The 19,782-nt window shown below is 67.7% G+C and carries 19 protein-coding genes; 14 read left to right on the plus strand and 5 right to left on the minus strand.

Going from position 1 to position 19,782, the window contains the following annotated elements; all coding sequences use genetic code 11:
- Window position 1: 1 nt before the first annotated feature.
- The 4 genes from yidC to rpmH all read right to left on the minus strand — a co-directional run bounded on the left by yidC (window position 2) and on the right by rpmH (window position 2,637).
- A complete protein-coding gene (yidC, locus tag VFQ05_05895; protein HET9326282.1) occupies window positions 2–1,765 on the minus strand; it encodes a membrane protein insertase YidC in 1,764 nt (587 codons plus the stop codon).
- A 12-nt stretch (window positions 1,766–1,777) separates the two neighbouring features.
- Window positions 1,778–1,990: a membrane protein insertion efficiency factor YidD gene (yidD, locus tag VFQ05_05900; protein HET9326283.1), complete on the minus strand. Its 213-nt coding sequence runs from the start codon at window positions 1,988–1,990 to the stop codon at window positions 1,778–1,780.
- Window positions 1,987–2,424: a ribonuclease P protein component gene (locus tag VFQ05_05905; GenBank protein ID HET9326284.1), complete on the minus strand. Its 438-nt coding sequence runs from the start codon at window positions 2,422–2,424 to the stop codon at window positions 1,987–1,989. The genes yidD and VFQ05_05905 overlap by 4 nt, the downstream gene beginning before the upstream one ends.
- Window positions 2,425–2,493: 69 nt before the next feature.
- The gene (rpmH, locus tag VFQ05_05910) at window positions 2,494–2,637 is read right to left on the minus strand and encodes a 50S ribosomal protein L34 (GenBank protein ID HET9326285.1); all 144 of its coding nucleotides are present in this window, start codon (window positions 2,635–2,637) and stop codon (window positions 2,494–2,496) included.
- A gap of 246 nt (window positions 2,638–2,883) precedes the next feature.
- On the opposite strand from rpmH, the gene VFQ05_05915 reads away from it, so the two are divergent.
- Window positions 2,884–4,647: a HEAT repeat domain-containing protein gene (locus VFQ05_05915; GenBank protein HET9326286.1), complete on the plus strand. Its 1,764-nt coding sequence runs from the start codon at window positions 2,884–2,886 to the stop codon at window positions 4,645–4,647.
- On the plus strand, window positions 4,644–6,200 hold the full coding sequence (locus tag VFQ05_05920; protein ID HET9326287.1) for an HD domain-containing phosphohydrolase: 1,557 nt from the start codon (window positions 4,644–4,646) through the stop codon (window positions 6,198–6,200). Before VFQ05_05915 ends, VFQ05_05920 begins: the two co-directional genes overlap by 4 nt.
- A 36-nt stretch (window positions 6,201–6,236) precedes the next feature.
- On the opposite strand, the gene VFQ05_05925 is transcribed toward VFQ05_05920, so the two are convergent.
- On the minus strand, window positions 6,237–7,772 hold the full coding sequence (locus VFQ05_05925) for a GAF domain-containing sensor histidine kinase (protein HET9326288.1): 1,536 nt from the start codon (window positions 7,770–7,772) through the stop codon (window positions 6,237–6,239).
- 82 nt (window positions 7,773–7,854) lie between these two features.
- Between VFQ05_05925 and VFQ05_05930 the strand changes: the two genes are divergently transcribed.
- The 12 genes from VFQ05_05930 (at window position 7,855) to VFQ05_05985 (ending at window position 19,782) form a co-directional block, all read left to right on the plus strand.
- Window positions 7,855–9,885 (plus strand): hypothetical protein, encoded by a 2,031-nt coding sequence (locus VFQ05_05930; protein HET9326289.1) that lies wholly within the window; start codon window positions 7,855–7,857, stop codon window positions 9,883–9,885.
- Window positions 9,886–9,897: 12 nt separating this feature from the next.
- Window positions 9,898–10,908, plus strand: coding sequence for an alpha/beta hydrolase-fold protein (locus tag VFQ05_05935; protein ID HET9326290.1), 1,011 nt, complete (start codon window positions 9,898–9,900; stop codon window positions 10,906–10,908).
- Window positions 10,905–11,654, plus strand: coding sequence for an ABC transporter ATP-binding protein (locus VFQ05_05940; protein HET9326291.1), 750 nt, complete (start codon window positions 10,905–10,907; stop codon window positions 11,652–11,654). Before VFQ05_05935 ends, VFQ05_05940 begins: the two co-directional genes overlap by 4 nt.
- Window positions 11,651–13,243: a hypothetical protein gene (locus tag VFQ05_05945; protein HET9326292.1), complete on the plus strand. Its 1,593-nt coding sequence runs from the start codon at window positions 11,651–11,653 to the stop codon at window positions 13,241–13,243. Before VFQ05_05940 ends, VFQ05_05945 begins: the two co-directional genes overlap by 4 nt.
- A gap of 320 nt (window positions 13,244–13,563) precedes the next feature.
- Window positions 13,564–13,944, plus strand: a complete 381-nt coding sequence (locus VFQ05_05950; protein HET9326293.1) for a hypothetical protein — start codon at window positions 13,564–13,566, stop codon at window positions 13,942–13,944.
- A gap of 54 nt (window positions 13,945–13,998) precedes the next feature.
- Entirely contained in the window at window positions 13,999–14,184 is a 186-nt protein-coding gene (locus tag VFQ05_05955; protein ID HET9326294.1) for a hypothetical protein, read from the plus strand.
- Between the two features lie 9 nt (window positions 14,185–14,193).
- Window positions 14,194–14,859, plus strand: coding sequence for a 7-carboxy-7-deazaguanine synthase QueE (locus VFQ05_05960; protein HET9326295.1), 666 nt, complete (start codon window positions 14,194–14,196; stop codon window positions 14,857–14,859).
- Window positions 14,856–15,569 (plus strand): 7-cyano-7-deazaguanine synthase QueC, encoded by a 714-nt coding sequence (queC, locus tag VFQ05_05965; GenBank protein HET9326296.1) that lies wholly within the window; start codon window positions 14,856–14,858, stop codon window positions 15,567–15,569. Before VFQ05_05960 ends, queC begins: the two co-directional genes overlap by 4 nt.
- A complete protein-coding gene (gene queD / locus VFQ05_05970; protein ID HET9326297.1) occupies window positions 15,569–15,937 on the plus strand; it encodes a 6-carboxytetrahydropterin synthase QueD in 369 nt (122 codons plus the stop codon). Before queC ends, queD begins: the two co-directional genes overlap by 1 nt.
- 157 nt (window positions 15,938–16,094) lie before the next feature.
- Complete coding sequence (locus VFQ05_05975) at window positions 16,095–17,003, plus strand: NAD-dependent epimerase/dehydratase family protein (GenBank protein ID HET9326298.1); 909 nt, start codon at window positions 16,095–16,097, stop codon at window positions 17,001–17,003.
- Between the two features lie 69 nt (window positions 17,004–17,072).
- Window positions 17,073–18,893: a transglycosylase domain-containing protein gene (locus VFQ05_05980; GenBank protein ID HET9326299.1), complete on the plus strand. Its 1,821-nt coding sequence runs from the start codon at window positions 17,073–17,075 to the stop codon at window positions 18,891–18,893.
- Between the two features lie 85 nt (window positions 18,894–18,978).
- Entirely contained in the window at window positions 18,979–19,782 is an 804-nt protein-coding gene (locus VFQ05_05985) for a CPBP family intramembrane glutamic endopeptidase (protein HET9326300.1), read from the plus strand.

A 19,782-nucleotide genomic window follows, 5' to 3' on the forward strand; every position in this document is an offset into this window, starting at 1 on the left:
CTTACTTCGAGCCGCCGCGAGCGGCCACCGGAGAGACCGCGGCTTCGGCCTTGTGACCTCCGTCCTCCCGCAGGGCGAGCCACTGCTGCAGGGCCGTGAGCAGGTTCATCACGGTCCAGTACAGCACCAGCCCCGAGGGCAGGTGGTAGAAGAACACCAGCATCAGCACGTTCATGAAGTACATCGATGCGGCCTGGCGTGGATCCGTGGGGGTCAGCTTCTGCTGGAGAAGACCCGAAAGCATCATCAGGATCGGCAGGACTCGGAAGCTCTCGACGTAGGGGATTCCCAGAGGGAAGAGGGAATCGGGCGCCGAGAGATCGTCGACCCAGGCGACGAACGGCGCCTGACGCAGCTCGATGGCGTTGAACAGCACGGAATAGAGCGCGATGAACAGCGGCATCTGCACCAGCATCGGAAGGCAGCCGCCGGCGGGATTGATCTTGTGCTCCTTGTAGAGCGCCATCATGGCGGCGTTCATCGCCTGCGCATCGTTCTTGTACTTCTGCCGGATGCGCTCGACCTCGGGCTGCACCTTCTGCATCTCGCGCATGCTCTTCATGCTCATCATCGACAGCGGATGGAGCAGCACGCGCACCAGCGTGGCGAGCACGATGATGGCCAGCCCGTAGTTGTGGATCACGCCGTAGAGCCAGAGCAGCATCTGCAGCAGCAGCTTGCTGAAGGGACGGATCCAGGACCATCCGAGATCCACGAGGTTCTCGAGCCCGTGGCCGAGCTTTCCCAGAGGGAAGTACTCGTTGGGGCCGAAATAGACCAGGAAACGGTCGGGTGAATCGGACTCTCCCGGCACGCTGACGATCAGCGTGTTGGTGACCAGCTCCTGCACGGGCTTGGCCTGCGGACCGAGCCGCGCCCGCTCTTCCGCGGTCAGGTTCCGTGACTCGAGACCCGCGGTGGTGCCGCGCGCGGTGCCGCGGGTGATGGCCACCACGCCGCCGAAATAACGCGTCTGGACGGCGGCCCAGGAGGCATTGCCTTCGAAGCTCTTCGGCCCTTTGCGAAGTCCGCCCGTGCCCTCGCGGTGAAGGTTGGAGCCTACCTGGCTCGTGGCGCGGAGCGAGCGCTCCTCTTCGGCCTGATTGTGCTCGTGCGCGAGAGGCCAGGAACGGGCGGTGAGCCTGTACTCCGTCAGGTTCGATCCGCGCATCGCGACCTCGAGGCCGATCGCGTAGGTGTTCGGCTCGAGGCGATAGGTCTGGCGGATCTCCGCGCCTGACGGATCACGTCCCGTGAAGGTGAGCACGCGGATCTGCCCCGCGGCGTCGAGGCTCTCCGAGACCTGGTACGTGATCTCCGGACCACGACCGGCCGCGCCGGTTTCGAGCCGAAGCGCGGGCTCGCCCCGCAGCTGGACGCGATCCTCGTCGGGAAGGACCTCCCCTTCCTTCAACCGCCGGTGCCGCGACTCTGCGGCCGCGCCGGCGGTCGCGTAGCGCTTGAGCTCCACGCCCAGGAGACGCGCGCCGCGGGTGGAGAACCACGCGCGGTAGAGATCGTTCTCCACCGTGACCACCTGCTCGGAACGCGCCGTGGCGGTGTCGGCCGGCGAGATCGCTGGAGCCGCTGCGGGAGCGGCGCTGGGCGCCGGCGTCGTGTCGGGAACGGCGACCAGGGTGGTGTCGGTCGATTGCCTGGGCGGCGGACCCAGGTACTGTCCGAGCCCGAAGAAGCGAAGGATGAAGGGGTAGCCCAGGAACAGCACCAGGCACAGGGCGACCAGAACGATGGTCCTACGGTCCAAGCGCGTTCCTCTCTATGGAACCGGGTCCACGCCGTGCCCGCCGAGCGGATGACAGCGCAGCAGGCGGCGGGCGGCGAGCCACGATCCGCGCGCCACTCCGTGGCGAACGATCGCCTCTTCGGCGTAATGGGAGCACGAGGGCCAATACCGGCAAACGGGGCCGAGCCACGCCGAGAGCGATCGGCGATAGAGACGGATGAGCCCGATCAGCAGCTGGCGGGTCACGAGGTGAGGCTCTCCGCGGTCATCGCCCCGGCCTCGACCAGCAGGCGCTCGATGTCCTCGACCAGGTCGGCGTGAGCCGCGCGCGGCAAGCTGCGGAAGGCGACGAACATCATGCGCACGCCGAATGGCGCCACGCGGGGCCAGCGCCGGCGCACGATCTCACGCATGCGCCGCCGCGCGCGGTTCCGTTCCACCGCGCCGCCCACGCCTTTCCGGCTGGCGACGAAGGCCACCTGGGTGGGTTCGCCGGGACGCGCTTCGAAGACCACGAGGCAGTGCCGGCCACGGGCCGGCCGGCCATGGGCCTTGAGCTGCGTGAACTCGGCCTTCGACCGCAGTCGGGACTCCGAAGGGATCCGTTCGGCGGACTTCGAGATCATGTGGAGACCGGACCGCGCGAAGTCGGCTCGGCCGGCGGATACAGCCCAGACCATATCGGGTCTTGATCGAGTGGGCTCTGCAGGCGGCCAGCCCTCCGAGACGGAGAAGACCGCTCCGGAACCTCAGGGGGTGGAAACCGTCAGTCGCTTCCGGCCCTGCTTGCGGCGCGCCGCGAGCACCTTGCGCCCGCCTTTGGTCTTCATGCGCGCGCGGAAGCCGTGCGTCTTCTTGCGATGGCGATTGCGCGGCCGGTACGTCCGTTTCATGGCGTTCTATGGCCTCTTCAGGAGCTGGGGGTGCCGGGCAGACGGCGCAGAGTACGGAACGGCACCCAGGCCGTCAAGCTCTGGATCGACAGTCGGTTCCGCTGGAAGCGCTCCGGCGGTTTTCCTCAACGTCGTAGAGCTCGCGGCCGATAACCCGGTGGAACTTCAGAGAATGCCCCGCCCGGGACGCGCGGGGAGAAGACCGCCGTTCCAGGCTCCGGCGGTCGTCATTGGCACGGAGCGGACATGTCGCCAGGGGCCCAACTCAAGTATCCGGAGCTGCGCTATCTCTCGCCGGAGGCGCAGGCCATGGCGCGCTGGTTCCAGCAGCTGGCCCGCGGGATGCGAGTCTGCCGGCTCTATCCGCGCGACAACCCGACCGTGGTTCAGATCCAGGACCAGCTGCTCACCCAGCTCAACAAGAACCTCGGGGACCACGGCGCGGCTCGACTGAGGATCACGCCCACCGAGATTTGGCTGGTCGACGAGCCCATCGTTCATCAGCCGCTCAATCCCGAGAACGTCGACCCGCTGTCCGCCAAGGCCGACCGGCTCTCGTTCATCTTCTATCGCGACGGTCTGCGCGGCCTGGTCTTCAAGCCCGACATTCCGGCCGCGGAGTTCGACGCCTTCTTCCATGCGATGGTCGCGGCCGATCGCGGCCCGATGCTCCACGACGATCTCGTGACGCTCCTGTGGCAGGCTCATGCCACTCGCATCGAGATCGATGCCGTGCCGATCTCGCAGACCATCTACCTCTCCACCAAACGCATTCACGCGGGAGGACGGAGGAGGCTTCACGGCCTCGCTTTCAGCCTCGATCCGACCGGGGAAGAGATCCACGCCGAGATCGGTCAGATCGCCGGCGCGGCCCAGGGGCTCCATCGCGACACCTTCGATGACTGGCCGCTCCCCAAGACCTACGTCGACGTGCCGGCGGCGTACGAGATCCTGACCAAAGGCATGCAGTTCGTGCGCTCCATCCTGCTCACCGAGTGGTCGGCCGAGCGGGGCGTGGAATGGACGACCGAGGTGCCGGGCCTGTTCCGGAGGGTCCTCGCGCTGGACCCGAGCGTGGACACCCGAGCCGCGCTATCCCAATCGGTGGTCACCTGGCTGGCGTCCGCGGTCCAGCGCTTCTCGTGGGACGAGGCGCGTGACGCGCTTTCGCTGCTGCGCGAGTTCGACCCCGATGGATCGCTGTCCACCGAAGATCTGGCCGACGCTTTCGCCGGACTCGATGGCGAAGCGATCGCCGAGCACCTCGACGAATCTCCGGCGGAGGATCTGGCCAAGTTCCTCGCGCTGGCCGTCGCGCAAGGGGCCACGGCGATCGATCTCGGCACCACCGTGATGGCGCGCGCGGCCAAGGCGCGCACGAGGGCGGCGGCGACCACGATGCTGTGCTACCTCTGCTCCGACAAGCCGGAGCTCCTCTCGCCCTACCTTGCGGACGAGCGCTGGTACGTGGTTCGCAACACGGTGTTCATCCTGGGACAGATCGGCGGCGAAGAAGTGCTGGAGCACTTGCGGTTCGCTTCCGGCCACCCCGACGCTCGCGTGCGCCGGCAAGTCGTGACCTCGCTCGCCAACGTGCCGCCGGAGGCGCGGCTGCCGATCCTGACGACGTATCTCAGCACGCCGGATCTGCGGCTGCTCTCGACCACGCTCAACGTGATGGCGCGGCACCGCGCTCCAGAGACGTTGCGCACGCTGGTGCGGCAGATCATGGCCCCGAACTTCGAATCCCGCGGCGACGCGCATCAGCGGCTGATCTTCAACGCCATCTCCGAGATGGGAGACGACAGCGCGGTCTCCGCGCTGGCGACGCTGGTCAACAAAGGAGGATGGTTCGCGCGCGTGACCCCGCAGCGCCAGGCCGCCGCGCAGGCGCTCTTCAAGATCGGCACCGAAAAAGCCCTGGCCGTGCTCGAAGAAGGCATTCGCTCGAGCCACGAGGCGATCCGCCAGGTCTGTCTCGAGGCCATGGCCAGCAAGAGTGCTCCATGAGCGAGCGCCCGTACGAGAACCCGGAACGGCCGGTCGGAGCTTCGGCACGAGACCTCGGCGTGCCGGTGTTGAGCCGCCTCTCCGCGCTGATCCGCATTGGCCGCTCCTATCAGACGGACAACCAGGTGTTCGAGGGCCAGCTCCAGGGCTTCATGAGCGCGCTCCAGCCGGTGCTCGACGCCGACGGCGAAGCGGTCCTGGTGGAGGTCGACGGCGACGTATTCCTCAATGGCACGCGCGTCCCGATCAAGGGCATGAACGTGCGCTTTCATCGGCACGTGATGGACGAGATGCGCGCCCGCCAGATCGCCGGCTTCCGCGCGGTGCAGGGCGTCACGAACGAGGACATGAAGAAGTTCTTCCGCTACTTCATGCAGCCCGACCTCTACACCGGCGCGGACCTGCTCAGCGCCTGCATCGCCGAAGGCCTCGACAAGGTGCTGCCCGCCGTTCATGCCTCGACGACGTCGCCGGACGAGATCTTCGACATCGGGGCGGCCCTCGAGCATCTCGACGACTCTGCGCCCGAGGTCGCGTCGCGTCCCAGGAACAGCGACGCCGACGCGGGATTCTCCAACGACTTTCCGGGAGCGGGCGTCGTGACCCAGGGTGGCTCGGGCGCCCCCGAAGGCGCGGTGCGGAAGAACTTCTCCGCCGCGATCGCCGGGGCGAAGTCGCTGCTCACCACGACCTCGCTGCAGCGCGGCATGGAGATGCGTCACGCCAAGCGCGTGGTGCAGCCGCTCGTCGACGGCGCCTTCGCGGACGAGCCCGTGGTGCTCGGCCTTTCGTCGCTGACGCACCGCGACGAGTTCACTTACGCCCACGCCGTGAATGTCACGCTGGTCGCGGTGACGATGGGCCACCTCCTCGAGATGGACCGCCGTGCGCTCGCGGACCTCGGGGTGGCCGCCCTGCTGCACGACGTCGGCAAGGACGCGGTCGGCCGTCAGATCAGCAACCCGCTCGAGGCCTTCACCGACGAAGAGAAGGCGCTCGCCGAGCGCCATCCCGTGGAAGGCGTCAAGGAAATGGCGCGCTCGACCACGCTCAACGCCACCTCACTGCGCTGCATGAAGGTCTCGCTCGAGCATCACGCGGGTCCGGACGGCGTGGGCTATCCGGCGCTGGGTCCCGAGTGGCACACCAGCATGCTGTCGCGCATCGTGGCGGTGGCGGATTGCTACGTGAGCCTGCAGATGCACCGCAGCGTGCGCGGCGCCTTCGTGACCCCGTTCGAAGCTCTGGGCATGATGCTCGGCCCGCTCAAGAGCCGCTTCCATCCCGCCATGCTCTGGGCGCTGGTCCAGACCGTCGGCTTCTATCCGCCCGGGCAAATGGTCGAGCTCGACGACGGCACGATCGCCATCGTGCTGGCGCCGAACGCGAAGGACCTGGCTCGTCCCAACGTGAGGCCGATCATCGCCCCCGGCGGCCGGCGACTCGCGCCCTCGGAGATGCTGGACCTCACTCCGATTCCCCAGGACCGGAAGGTCAGGCGCGCGCTGCGTGGAGCGGAGTACCCCGGCGAGGAACCGAGCGCGGCCGCCTGATCGCGACAGCACGATGGGTCGGTGCTGGAAGCGCGACTAGGCCGCGGCTTGATCGGGAAGCGCGCTCTCGTTGAAGAGCGGAAGGCGGATCCAGAACAGGCTTCCTCCGCCGTTCGGATGCTCGACGCCGACGCTTCCTCCGTGGAGCTCGACGATGCGGCGCACCAGATGGAGACCGATCCCCAGCCCGCTCTTCTGGTTCGCGCCCTTTTGCTCGCCCTGCCCGAAGAGCTCGAAGATCCTGGCGCGATCCTCGGGGCGCACGCCGGGACCCTGGTCCCGTACCTCGACGACCAGCGTGGAGGGCTCCGAACGGCTCACGACCTCGACCGTGGCTCCGCGCGGCGAGAACTTGATCGCGTTCGAGAGCAGATTCACCAGCGCCTGCCGCACCTTGAGATCGTCGACGAAGAGCTGGGCGAGGCCGGGCGCGAGGCTCGCGTGGAGACGCACGCCGTGCTTCTCGCCGATCGGCGTGACCGTGGCGATCGCGGCGCGCACCAAGTCGTTCAGGTCCCGGGACTTCTTGTCGAGCACGAGCTTGCCGGTCTCGAGGCGGGTGAGGTCCAGGATGTCGTCGATCAGTCCGAGCAGCATCCCCGCTTCGCTCGACATGCGGCGCAGGAACTCCCGGCGCTGGGCGCTCGACAACCTGCCTTCGCTTTCCTCCAGCACTTCCGCGTAGCCGATCACCGAGGTCAGCGGCGTGCGCAGCTCGTGGCTGGCGGTGGAGAGGAAGCTGTCCTTGAACCGGTTGAGCTCGCTCAGTTGGAGGTTCGACGCCTCGAGCACCTGCGTGCGCGCGTTCAACCGCTCCACGACCTCGGCTCGCTCCACCACGGAGCCGACGTGCTCGGCGAACATCCTCAGCACGTCGCGGTGGTGCTCACGGAACGGCTGGGGGTGGTTGATGCGATTGACGTTGAGCACGCCGATCAGACGATCGGCGACACGGATCGGCAGCGACAAGGCCGAGGTGATGTTCCGGTTGGGCTTGTAGTGCTGTCCCATCGGCCCCGGGTCCTCGGCGCCGAGCAGGAGCGGCTGCTGGTGCTCGGCCACCCAGCCGGCGATGCCTTCACCGATCTTCCGCTTTCCGTGGCGCGCGTATTCGGACTCGAGACCGTAGGATGCGCGCGTCTCGAGGATGCCGCTGTCGGCGTCGTACACCATGACCGACGCCTGTTGCGCGCCGAGCGTGGAAACGACACGTCGCACGATGATCTCGAGGATGACGTCGAGCGGAAGCTGAAGGTTGAGCGACGTCGAGACCCGGAACATTTCCGAGATCTCGGATAATCTGGTGCCCATGTCCTTCAGATCCGACTGCTCGCGGCCCATGTTCGAGCGCAGGCGGTTGAGTTGGTATTGCTTCACCCCGATCAGCAGGCAGAATGCGCCGACCAGGCCGGCCAGACTGAAGCCGGCGACCCGGCTATCGGACAGAGGAAGGCGGCCTTCGAGGAGCTGGACCGCGATGGTGAGCGCCCCGATGACGACGAAGGTGACCGACCAGAGCCACCAGCCCCGAAGGTCGACGTGGTCGTTCTTCGACTTGCGAAACAGGCTCACGAGCCGTTCCCCTGGAGAGGACGTGCGGACCTCCTGGTTATCGGCGAGCGCGGCCAAGGCCTTAGGCCGGAATGGCTCGTAATTGAACGACCGGCTGGCCTCCCTGATCCGGCGTCCCGGCGTATGGCTCACCCTGTTCGCGGCCGGGCTCGCGATCTTCTACCTCGAGGCGCTGCGGACCGGGTTCCTCAATGACGACTACTTCTTCCTCGAGCAGGCGAAGCGCGCGACGCTGACTCACTCGATCACGCCGCTCGATCCGCTCGGCAACTACTTTCGCCCGCTATCGAGGCAGATCTACTTCGCCCTCATCACGCCGCTGGCGGGCGATCATCCTCTGGTCTTCCATGCCGTCAACTTCGTGATCTTCGTCCTGGGTCTGGCGCTGGTCGCGGATCTCCTGCGCGCGTTCCTGCCGCTTCCGGCGGTGCTGGCGGGCACGCTCTATTTCGCCACCCTTCCCTTCCAGCAGGTGAACCTCACCTGGGTCTCCTGCTCGCAGGATCTGCTGGCGCTCTTCTTCTCGCTCGGATCGTTCGCGTTATTTCGACGAGGAAGAACCATCCTGGCCGCGCTGGCCTATCTTCTCGCCGTCTTCAGCAAGGAATCCGCGCTGCCGCTTCCTCTCGCGTTGGCGGCATGGATGTTCTGGTTCGAGCCGGCGCCCGATCGAGCGGCTGCACAGCGGCGCCTAGTCCCGTTCCTGATCGTCCTCGCACTCTGGGGTGGAGTCACGTTGTGGGTACGAAGCCAGGCAGCGGCCCAGCCGTTGCACTTCGGTCCCCAACACTTCGTGGCCGGCTACGTCCATGGCTTGCAGAGCCTGCTCGGTCTCGAGCATCCGTCCGGCTTCCTGAGAGGCCTGCTCCATCCCGGCAGCGCCTCGTGGGTGTGGGTCACCCTGGTGCCGGCGCTGCTGCTCCTGATCCCGGCGGGTCTGGCGATGCGGGACGCACCGGCCCATACGGGGAGCCGGCGGCGGAACGTCGTCCTCTTCGCCGGAGCATGGCTGCTGGCATTCGGGATCGTGACGGGACCGGTCGCCGCTGGGTGGAGCAGCTACTACTACACGCTGTTCGCCGTCGGCGGATCGATTCTGGTTGGGCTCGCCTGCATCCGCATTCGTCCGGCGGATTGGCTGCTCCTCTGCGCAGGGCTCTTGTGGTGGCACGCCGGGGCGACGAGCGCGCGCGCATTCGCCACCGCGGAGAACCCCTGGGTGTGGACGTCTCACCTCACGTCCTTCTACTTCCAGCGCGCCGCGGCGAACACTGACACCCTGGGACGCCAGCTGCTTCGCCTCGTGCCGAATCCCGAGCACGAGTCGCGTTTCTTCTTCTCGAACTTCCCCTATTGGGCGGGATTCCAGATGGGCAACGGGCCTCAGGTGCGAGCCCTCTACAAGGACCTGTCGCTCCAGTCTCACTTCTTCTCGCAGTTCTCCGAGAGCACCGCGGCCGACCGGCCCTGCATCTTCATCACGTGGGACGGACAATCGCTGAGGCCTCTCTATCCGAGCCCGCGCGACCGCTTCTTCCAGGTGGGCTCCGATCTGCTCGCCCTTGGGCACCTCGAGGGCGCGCGACACGCGTTCCGTCGTGGCCTCGCCTCGAACGAGCTCGCCGCCGACCACCTCTACTGGCTGGGGTGGACCGAGCTCTGGCTGCTGCGGCGCGACGCCGCGGAAGCCGCCTGGCGTGCGTTCGGCGCAAAGGACGACTCCGTCGCGTGGTGGATGCAGATGCGACGAGCCCGGCAGGCCTTGAACGACACGCGCGACACGCTGGCCGCTCGACGCGCGCTGGCCGAGGCGATCCGTTCCGGCATCGGCCGCCCCGAGGCGCATGCGGTGCTCGGCAGTCTCCTGCTCGAATCGCACCCCAAGTACGGCGTCCTCGAGCTCAAGGTGGCCTCCTATCTGAAGCCGGACGACTGGCTGGCGCGCCGCGACCTGGTGCTCGGGCTCTACCGCTCCGGACTCGACGACGACGCGCGGCTCCAGATGGCGCAGATCGCGACGCTCGGGTTCGACTGGCGAAGCGATTCGCTGCTGGTGGCCGCAGCCCGTACGATGGAGCGACGGTCGCAATCGGGCGCGGTGGTCGAGTTCTGAGGAGAGAACGCGATGCGGCGAGGGCGAGTGGTTCTCGAGGAAATCGACAGCCTGGTCCTGCGCGGCAACCCGCTCGGCGATTCCCACCGGCGCAGAGTGCCGGTCTACTTGCCGCCGTCGTACGACGAATCTCCCGATGCGCGTTATCCCAGCGTATACGTGCTCGCCGGATTCACGGGTCGCGGCCGCACGCTGCTCAACGACTCGCCCTGGTCACCGCCGCTCGACGAGCGCATGGACGGACTCATCGCATCCAGGCGATGCGGCGAGATGATCCTGGTGATGCCGGACTGCTTCACGCGCCTCGGCGGATCGCAGTACATCGACTCCACCGCCACCGGACGGTACGGCGAGCACCTGGCTCGCGAGCTCGTGGGCTGGATCGACGCGCGCTACCGGACGCTGGACGACCGCGATCACCGCGCGGTGGCGGGCAAGTCCTCGGGGGGATATGGCGCGCTGGTCCATGGCCTGAAGAACCCCGACGTCTTCGGCGTCGTCGCATGCCACAGCGGAGACATGTACTTCGACTACTGCTATCGCGGCGACGTCCCCAAGTTCTGCTCTGCCCTGCAGCAGGAGGGAGGAGTCGAGGCCTGGCTCCGGGCATTCGAGGCCAAGCCGCAGAAGAAGCACGACGATCACGTGGCGCTCAACATCCTGGCGATGGCTTCCGCCTACTCGCCGAATCCAGCCTCGCCCCTCGGCATCGATCTGCCCTGCGACCTCGAGACCGGGGCGTTCCGGGACGACGTCTGGGAGCGATGGCTCGCGCACGATCCGATCCGCCTGCTCGAGCGTCACGCGGACGCGCTGCGCTCCATGCATCTCCTCTACCTGGATTGCGGGACTCGCGACGAGTGGAGCCTGCATCTCGGCGCCCGGCTGATGTCCAGGCGGCTGCTTGCGCTTGGCATCGCTCACGAGCACGAGGAGTTCGACGACGGCCACATGAACGTGAGCTACCGCTACGACGTGAGCTTTCCGAAGATCGCCGCGGCTCTCGGGGCCAAGCCCGCTTGACCGGCCTGGAGCGAACTCTGGTCCCGCTCGAGATCCGCGGTCTGACCCGCCGCTACGGCTCGCTGGTCGCGGTCGATCATCTCGACCTCGAGGTGCGTGCCGGGGAGATCCTCGGCTTCCTCGGACCCAACGGCGCGGGGAAGACGACGACGCTGCGCTGCATCTCGGGCCTGCTTCGTCCTCACGCCGGGACCATCCGCGTGGCCGGCTTCGATCTCGAGCGCGAGGCTCTGCGCGCCCGGGCCTCGATGGGTTTCGTGCCGGACCGGCCCTTTCTGTATCCGCGCCTCACCGCCCGCGAGTTCCTCGATCTGGTCGGCGCGCTCTACGACGTGCCAGGACCGAGGGCGCGGGAGCGTGGTGATGAGCTGCTGACGCGCCTCGACCTGGGCCGTGAGCGCGATGACCTGATCGAGACCTTCTCGCTGGGCATGCGTCAGAAGGTGGCGGTGGCCGCGGGGCTCCTCCACGACCCGCCGCTCCTGCTGCTCGACGAGCCGCTCGGAGGCCTCGATCCACAGAGCGCCCGCGCTCTCAAGGATCTGCTTCGCGAGCGCGCCAGCGCGGGCTTCGGAGTGCTGGTGTCCACGCACCTGCTCGATGTGGCGGAGCGCCTCTGCGACCGGGTGGCGATCGTGAGCCACGGGCGGCTGCGCGCCTCGGGAACGCTCGAGGAGCTGCGACGCGGAAGCGGGGCGACGACGCTGGAGGACGTGTTCCTCGAGCGGGTGAAGGAGGCCCCGTGATCTGGGGCGGAGTGCTCACGAGCCGGCGCCGTCTCCTGCGCAATCAGCTGCGGCCCGGACGCGGACGCTGGGCGACGATCCTCGGTCTCGGCCTGTTCGCCTGGTTCTTCACCCTCGTGCTCACCTCGCTCGGCGTGACGTTCGCCTCGCTCGATCCGCTCGGCTTCGGGCCGGCCCAGGGAGCCGCCGTGCTCGCCGCCGTGATCCTCGCCGCGCTGGTCGCGGCGCTGGTCTTCGACCTGCAGCACGCGGTATCGGCCACGCTGCTCGATTCGGACCTCGAGCTGCTGCACAGAGCACCCATCACTCCGCGCGAGCTGCTGACCATCAAGCTGCTGGATTCGATCCCGCGCACGGGAGCGATGATCCTGGCGGTCGCCCTTCCCGCCTGTCTCGCGTTCTCGATCGTGATGCGCGCGCCATGGTGGGGTTGGATCCTCCTCCCGGTCTTGCTCGCCAGCCTCTGGGCCGCGCCACTCGGGGCCGGCCTGGCCACGGCTCTGCTGATCCTGCGCGCCGTGCCGGCCTCCCGCGTGCGTGAGGTGCTGGCCGTGCTCTCCACGCTCATCATGCTGGCGCTCTGGCTGCTCAACTCGTTCGCGATGCCCCGGCTGCTCACCGACGACACCGAGCTGGCGCCGCGCCTGATCGAGAGCGTCACGCCGGCGCGCTGGTTCGTGAGCATTTCGCCTCCCCACTGGGCCGCGAACGCGCTGCTGGCCGCGCACGAGACGCGCCTGGTCGAGGCGCTGCTGTGGACGCTCCGTCTGACGCTTCTCGCCGTGGCCTCGCTGGGGCTCGCGGCCTTTGCGGGCAAGGGCCTGCTCGACGATGTGCTGGCGCGAGTCGCGAGCGGCGACACACCCAAGCGCCGTCATCCTGCGGCCGCGGTGCCGATGGGGAGTCTGAGAGCGCTGCTCCTCAAGGACGCGCGCATCTTCACCCGCGACTGGTCGGTCCTCGGCGACGTCCTCACCGCCGCGCTGCTGTGGACCCTGCTCCCGCTCCTCGCCGGTCCGGTCCAGCCGCTCCCCGATGCGCAACTCGCGCGCTTCATGCTCGTGGCGCTCGCCATCGGACTCGGATACGAGGTGGGCGCGCGCACCATTCCTTATGAAGGGCCGGCGCTGGCGTGGACCCGTCTCGCCCCGCTGGCCGCCTGGCGATGGAACGGAGCCAAGTGGCTCGGAGGGGCGCTCATCGCGCTGCCGCTGATGGCGGTCGCCGCGATCGTCGCGAAGCTCGCGCTCCGCATCGGTTTTCTGGATTGGATGGAAGCGATCGCCGCGGGAGTCGGCGCGCTCGCGTTCTCACTGGCGCTCGGGCTCTGGACCGGATGGACGTTCGGCGATCCCCACTGGACGCAGCCGCGCGCGATGCTGACTTTTTCGGGAAGGCTCATCGCTTCGGGCCTGCTCCTGCTGCAGGCGGTGGCGTGGGTGGCGGCGCTGTCGGTGGCCGAGCCGATGCGCGACGCGTGGCTGCCCGGCGCGATGCTCTGGGGACCGTTGCTTCTTGGGCTCGGCCTCACGCTTCCCATGATGTGGGGGGTGCAGCGCGCCGCGCGGCGTTACGAGTGGAGCGCATGAAAAAAAGCGACGGTGGGAAGCCCACCGTCGCTTTCATCACCGGAACGCGCACCCTTGCGCCCGCGCGTTCCGCGATCATCTGACTCGGGTTTGTCGCGACCGAGTTCGCCGGTCGGGGGAGCCGAGCCACGATCTGATCCCCGTCCGGTATTGACGCAACCGAGTTCGCCGCGAGCCAGACAACTTCCTATGGGCAGTTTTTTCCCGGCCTCGCGACCTGTCAAGATCTAGCTTTGTCAGGAATGATCGAGCGCGATCCAGGGGCTCACGAATCGCTCCAGAATCCCGAAGCCGGACGACTTCGATTGGAGGACGACTCTTTGTCTCGACCCAGGACGATCATCTCGATCGTTCCCGATCTGCTCACCTCGACCCGGATCGCCGCGACCGCGAAGCAGGTAGGGGTGGCCCACGTGAGCGCCCGCGCCCAGGATGCGGTGGAGATCTGCCGCAGAACTCCGGCCGACCTGGTCATCGTGGATCTGGAAGCCAAAGGCGACCCACCGCCCGAGGCGATCGTGATGGCGCTCAAGCAGGATCCCGAGACGCGCGCTCTTCCCGTGCTGGCCTTCTATGCTCATGTCCACAACGCATTGCGGGAATCGGCTCTGAAAGCCGGCGCCGATCGAGTCCTGGCGCGCTCGGCGTTCAGTCGCCAGCTGCCCCGGCTGCTCGCGGGCGACTCTGGGTCGGCCGATTGACCGCGGTTGTAGACTGACTGCCGTTTCGTCCCTGACCACTCACGGGGAATTCCCATGACTTCCGAAGCCCAGGACACACGACCCGAGAATCCCGCGGCCGAGTTCGAGCGGGTCCACATCTCTTGCCCCGGCTGCGGCCGGCACGACTGGGTGCGCTGGCCGGTCGGGCAGGAGGCCTACCACTGGAAGTGCTTCAACTGCGGGAAGGAGTTCGACCTGACCCGCGACCGAGGGCACTGAGCGCCTCTCTTGCCCAGGCCTTACCGCATCGCCGAGCTGTTTCTCTCGCTCCAGGGCGAAGGTCCCTCCGCCGGAACACCGGCGTGCTTCCTTCGTCTCCAGGGGTGCGACGTGGGCTGTCGGTGGTGCGATACGAAGTACTCCTGGGAGGCGCAAGGTGGACGGTCGATCTCGGCCGGGGAGCTCTGGACCGAGCTCGCGGCCCTCGGCGACGCGCCGCTCCTCGTGGTGACCGGCGGCGAGCCTCTTCAGCAAGCGCAGATCGGCGAGCTGCTCGACCAGGCGGTCGCGCGATGGCCGCGCGTCGAGGTGGAGACCAGCGGCATCGGACCGCCGCCGCGCTCTCATCCCCGCCTGCACTACAACGTCAGCCCCAAGCTCTCGACCGCGACGCCTCGCTGGGAGGCCACCTGGGAGCACATCGCCGCGTGGATCGCCGAGCCGCGCGCGACCTTCAAGCTGGTCGTCGCGAGCCCTGAAGACTACGACGAAGCCCGGGCGATGATCATTCGATACGCCATTCCCGGAGAGCGCGTGATGCTGATGCCCGAGGGCATGACCGAGCCGGTGCTGCGCGCGCGATCGGAGTGGCTCGCGGACCGCTGCAAGCGCGAAGGCTTCAGGCTCTCACCGCGCCTCCATGTCTGGCTGTGGGGCATGAGGCGCGGCACGTGAGCCGGTCCGGCGCGCAGGCGGTGGCGCTCCTGTCGGGCGGGCTCGACTCGGCCACGGCGCTCGCCTGGGGCAAAGCCGAAGGCTTCGTCTGCCACGCCCTCACGGTCGACTATGGCCAGCGGCACCGGGTCGAGATCGACGCCGCGCGGCGCGTGGCGGTCTCGCTCGGCATCGACGATCACCGCGTCGTCACCGCCGATCTCCGGGCGTTCGGTGGCTCGGCGCTGACCGCGGCGATCGACGTGCCGAAGGAGCGGCCGCTGGCCGAGATGGCTACGGGGATTCCGGTCTCGTACGTCCCGGCGCGCAACACCGTGCTGCTCGCGCTGGCATTGGCGCATGCCGAGACGCTCAGGGCGTGCGACCTGATCGCAGGCATGAACGCTCTGGATTACTCGGGCTATCCGGACTGCCGGCCTGAATTCCTGCGCGCTTTCGAGCAGGTGGCATCGCTCGGCACCAAGGCCGGTGCCGAGGGCGCTCGCTTCACCGTGCACGCTCCGCTCATGAGCCTCGACAAGGCCGGCATCGTGAGGCTCGGGGGCCGGCTCGGCGTGGACTTCTCGCTGACCCATTCGTGCTATGACCCCGACCAGGAGGGCGTGGCGTGCGGCGCTTGCGACGCCTGCCAGCTCCGGCTCAAGGGTTTTCGCGAAGCGGGCATCACCGACCCCGTGCGCTACCGCATGAAGGTCGCGGAGCGAGGCTGATCGTGCGGGTGGAGCTCTCGAAGACGTTTCGTTTCGAGGCCGCGCATCGCTTGCCGCGCGTCCCCGCCGACCACAAGTGCCATCGCATGCACGGACACTCGTTTGCGGTCGACGTGGTGGTGGAAGGCGAGCTCGACCAGCACATGGGCTGGCTCGTCGACTACGCGGACATCACTTCGGTGGTCGAGCCAATCCTGCTGAATGAGCTCGACCATCGGACGCTCAACGATGTTCCAGGACTGGACAATCCCACGTCCGAGCGACTTTGCGAATGGTTGTGGAAACGTTTCGCACCCCGCCTGCCCGGACTGGCAGCGATCACCGTCCACGAGACCTGCGCCGCCCGGTGCACTTATCGCGGCCGCTGAACCTTAGGCGCCGCGTTCCATTTCGCTCGTCCGACCCGGATTTTCAGGGAATCCGTTACCTACGTCCCATGTTCGGATCGCATGGGCCCGACCTTGTATCTAATGAGCCGGCCCGTACTGGTCGATGCATAGATCGGATCGTGGAGGGAACTGTTCAATGAAGGTCTTCGTCACCGGCGCGACGGGGTATCTGGGTTCAGCGATCGCCTGTCGACTGGTCAAGGCCGGGCTTCGTGTTCATGGCCTCGCGCGCAGCGCGGCGCGATCGGAATCGCTTGGTTCGATCGGCGTCACCCCGGTGCTCGGCTCGCTGGAGCAGCCGGAGAGTTATCTCGCGGATCTGAAGAACTGTGACGCGGTGGTTCATGTCGCCCGAGCGTCGAGCGATCCGATCATCATCGACCAGAAGGTTCTCGAAGCCATCCGGATCGGCGCCCTGGATGGCCGCGTGCGACACGTGCTGTACACCAGCGGAGCCCACGTGCACGGCCCGGCGAGTGATGAGCCTCAGGACGAGACCGCGACCCTGACGCCTGCGCCCACGGTGATCTGGCGTCCCGCTCATGAGGAAGTCGCGCTCGATCTGGTCGAGCACGACGTCCACGTCTCCGTGATGCGCCCGGGCAAGGTGTACGGCGGTCACGGTGGATACTTCGGCGGCTGGTTCCGCGAGGGAGTGCAGCGGAAGACCGTGTCCTATCCCGGCGACGGCGATCAGCACTGGCACCTGGTTCATCGCGAAGACGTCGCCGAAGCCTACCGCCTGGCCCTCGAGCACGCGCGCGGCGGGCAGAAATTCCTTCTCCTCGACGGCTCTCGCCACCCAGCACGCGAGCTGGCCGAAGCTGCGGCGCGCGCCACCGGCGCCGAGACCCGCTCGATTCCTCGCGAGCAGGTGCTGGAGCAGCTCGGCGACGTGGGTGCGGCCCTGCTGATGGACCAGCGACTGAGCGCGGCCAAGGCGCGCCGCGAGCTGGGATGGGTGCCGCGACACGCGTCGTTCATCACCGAGGCCGAGGCGCTCTACCGCGAGTGGATGGACGGTCGCCGCGCGACCGTCTCCTAGACCGCGCAGGGGCGCCCGCGTTCCCGGGCCTCGCTTGCTCCCGAGGCCCGCTCCCGCGTAGATAAGCGTGTGAGACGAGCCCTCGTCATCGCGGGCATCCTGGTCGCGATGGTTCTTGCCGTGGCGTTGACCGCCCCGGCCATCGTGAGCCGCATGGCCGCCGGCCGGATTCAGCGGGAAGCTCGGGCGCGCGACCTTCGCGTGCACTGGGATCATCTCCAGGCCGGATGGGACGGCCGTGTCGCGTTCCGGCGGCTGACGTTGTCGAGCCGGGAGGGCGGCGACACGCTGCTCGTCGCTGACTCGCTGGCCATCGGCCTTTCACCCATGGCGCTCCTCGGTCTTCGCGTCAGGGTCGCGGCGATCGGAGCGGCTCGAGCGACGGTTCGCCTGCCGCGCACCCGCTCGGTGGACGCCGACACGCTGCCGCCGGCCGGGGAACGCCGTGGACGGCGCGACGATCCCGAGCGAGCCGCGCGGCTCAGGCGCTCCGCGGAATCCCTGGTGCGGCTGCTCTTCACCAGGACGCGCGAGCTGCCAGCGCTCACGCTGCGGGATGTCTCGCTTCAGGCGCCTCCGGGCGCCGAGGCGTTCTGGAGCGGCTTGTGGCTGTCCTGGATGGAGTCACGCCCCGAGGGCGGAGGCATGCGCGCGGCCGCGGTCGGGGCGATTCGCGGAGAGAACGAGCTGCCGTTCGAAGCCTCGCTCAGCCACGGCGCGAACGATCGCATTCGTGGCGGCATCAAGGTGGGCTTCCCCGCCACGGACGCCGCCGGCCCCGAAGAGATCCTGCTCGTCCTCGACGGAGCGCTGAAGCAGGATTCCCGTCGGGGAATCGTGACGGTGCACGACTCCACGCATCTCACGCTCGGCAAGATCGCGCTGCGTCTCGGCGCGGAGGTGAAGCGCGAAGGCCCTGCCGTGCGGCTGCGCCTCGAGGCATTGGACGTTTCCCAGGATCAAGTGAGAGCCAGCCTGCCGGCTGCCGTGCTCGGGCCGTTGCTCGACGTGAGCGTGGAAGGGACCTGGGACTACCGGCTCGCGCTCGATCTGGATCTCGCCCGTCCCGATTCGGTGGAATTCGTCGCCGACGTGATCCCTCACGGCCTCGCGCTCGATCCCGAGCGCACCCGTCTGCGGCTTCTCGGGCTCGAGTCGCCGTTCGTGGCGACGATTCATCTCCCTCGCGGCCGGCGAGTGAGCCGGGATCTCTCCGAGGCCAATCCGTTCTACCGGCCGCTCACCGCGATCTCCCCGTGGCTTACGAGCGGCGTGGTGACCAACGAGGACGGGGGGTTCTTCCGGCACCGCGGATTCAACACGGAGGCGGTCAAGGACGCGATCGCCGAGAACCTGAAGGCGGGCGCGTTCCGCCGCGGCGCGGGCACCATCACCATGCAGCTCGCGCGCAACCTCTATCTCGGTCACGACCGCACGCTGTCGCGAAAATTCCAGGAGGTCGTGCTGGCGTGGATCCTCGAGCACCTGACCGGCGTGTCGAAGGAGCGACTGCTCGAGATCTACCTCAACATCATCGAGTGGGGCCCTGACGTCCACGGCGCGGGCGAGGCCGCTCGCTATTACTTCGATCGGGATCCCGCCGATCTCACCGTGAGCGAAGCGTTGTTCCTCACCACGCTGGTGCCTTCTCCGCTACGATGGCGCTCACGCGTGGATGCGAAGGGGACATTGCGTCCCTGGGAAAGAGCTCAGATGCACTTCATCGGCCGGGCGATGGTTGCCAAAGGCTGGCTTCCCCTCGAGGCACTGCCTCCCACCGATTCGCTGCACATCGAGCTGCGCGGACTGGCGCGCAGCGCCGTATTTCCGGTCGATACGCTCCCGCCGCTCGACTTGCTTCAAATTCCCGCCGGGCCGGCGCCGCGATAGACCGGTCGGTTTCCAAGATGTAGACTCCCGCGCGCTCGATCCCGGTGAGGCCTCCGGGCTGCGAATCGTGTCAGTGGAGGTCGGATTGGCAGGCCTGATCTCGGTTTTCCCGCACACATCCGACTCGTCCCTTCAGTTCCTCGTTCTTGGGTTCCTGATCCTCGCCATCGGGCTGGTCTCGCTCACCCATCGGCGGCCGCAGCTTCCCATGGCGTCGGCTTCCGGCTCACGGCGCGCGCTGCTCTACATCCTGGTCTATACCCTTTGCGTCACCTGCTTTTGGCGGGTGCTGAGCCCGGCCCTCCTCGGCCGTGAGCACAGCGCCTGGCTGCTCGCCCTCGGCGACGTCGTCTTCATCACGCTCGGCATGTTCGCCTGGGTCATGGCGATCGCGGAGCCCCACAGCTGGCGAGAGTATGGCTTCCATATGGATGGAGCGCCGCGCGTTGCGCTCACGCTGGCATTGGGGGCGGCTGCAGCATTTCTGATCACCCAGCACCCCTACGGGGTAATTGGCTCCGGGAGGGTTCACCTGACCGCCGACAGCATGGTGTTCGCGTTCCTGGCGGCCACCGTGGGGTCTGCGCTGCCCGAGGAGCTGCTGTTCCGCGGCTACTTGCAGGGATCCTTGCAGGGGCGAGCCAACCGCTGGGCACGCCTGATGTTGCCGGCAGTCGCGTTCGCCCTGTATCGCTCGGCCCGGTTCCTCCCCGGGGTCGACATCACCTTTGGCGAGTGGATGAAATACGTTCTGGGCGTTGCCTTGCCTCTTGGCATGTGGTGGGGGCTGATGCGAGACTTGGCCGGCGGCTCTCTTTGGCCCTCTCTTGCATCCCATTTCGTGACCGAGTTCGGAACCGCGCTCGCCAGCGCTTCGCCTCCCAATTGA

The organism is Candidatus Eisenbacteria bacterium (assembly GCA_035712145.1).
GTDB lineage: Bacteria > Eisenbacteria > RBG-16-71-46 > RBG-16-71-46 > RBG-16-71-46 > DASTBI01.

Coding starts and splice junctions, on each gene's coding strand:
- VFQ05_05905 (HET9326284.1), bottom strand. CDS start 2,424: ATGGTCTGGGCTGTATCCGCCGGCCGAGCCGACTTCGCGCGGTCCGGT.
- rpmH (HET9326285.1), bottom strand. CDS start 2,637: ATGAAACGGACGTACCGGCCGCGCAATCGCCATCGCAAGAAGACGCAC.
- VFQ05_05915 (HET9326286.1), top strand. CDS start 2,884: ATGTCGCCAGGGGCCCAACTCAAGTATCCGGAGCTGCGCTATCTCTCG.
- VFQ05_05920 (HET9326287.1), top strand. CDS start 4,644: ATGAGCGAGCGCCCGTACGAGAACCCGGAACGGCCGGTCGGAGCTTCG.
- VFQ05_05935 (HET9326290.1), top strand. CDS start 9,898: ATGCGGCGAGGGCGAGTGGTTCTCGAGGAAATCGACAGCCTGGTCCTG.
- VFQ05_05955 (HET9326294.1), top strand. CDS start 13,999: ATGACTTCCGAAGCCCAGGACACACGACCCGAGAATCCCGCGGCCGAG.
- VFQ05_05975 (HET9326298.1), top strand. CDS start 16,095: ATGAAGGTCTTCGTCACCGGCGCGACGGGGTATCTGGGTTCAGCGATC.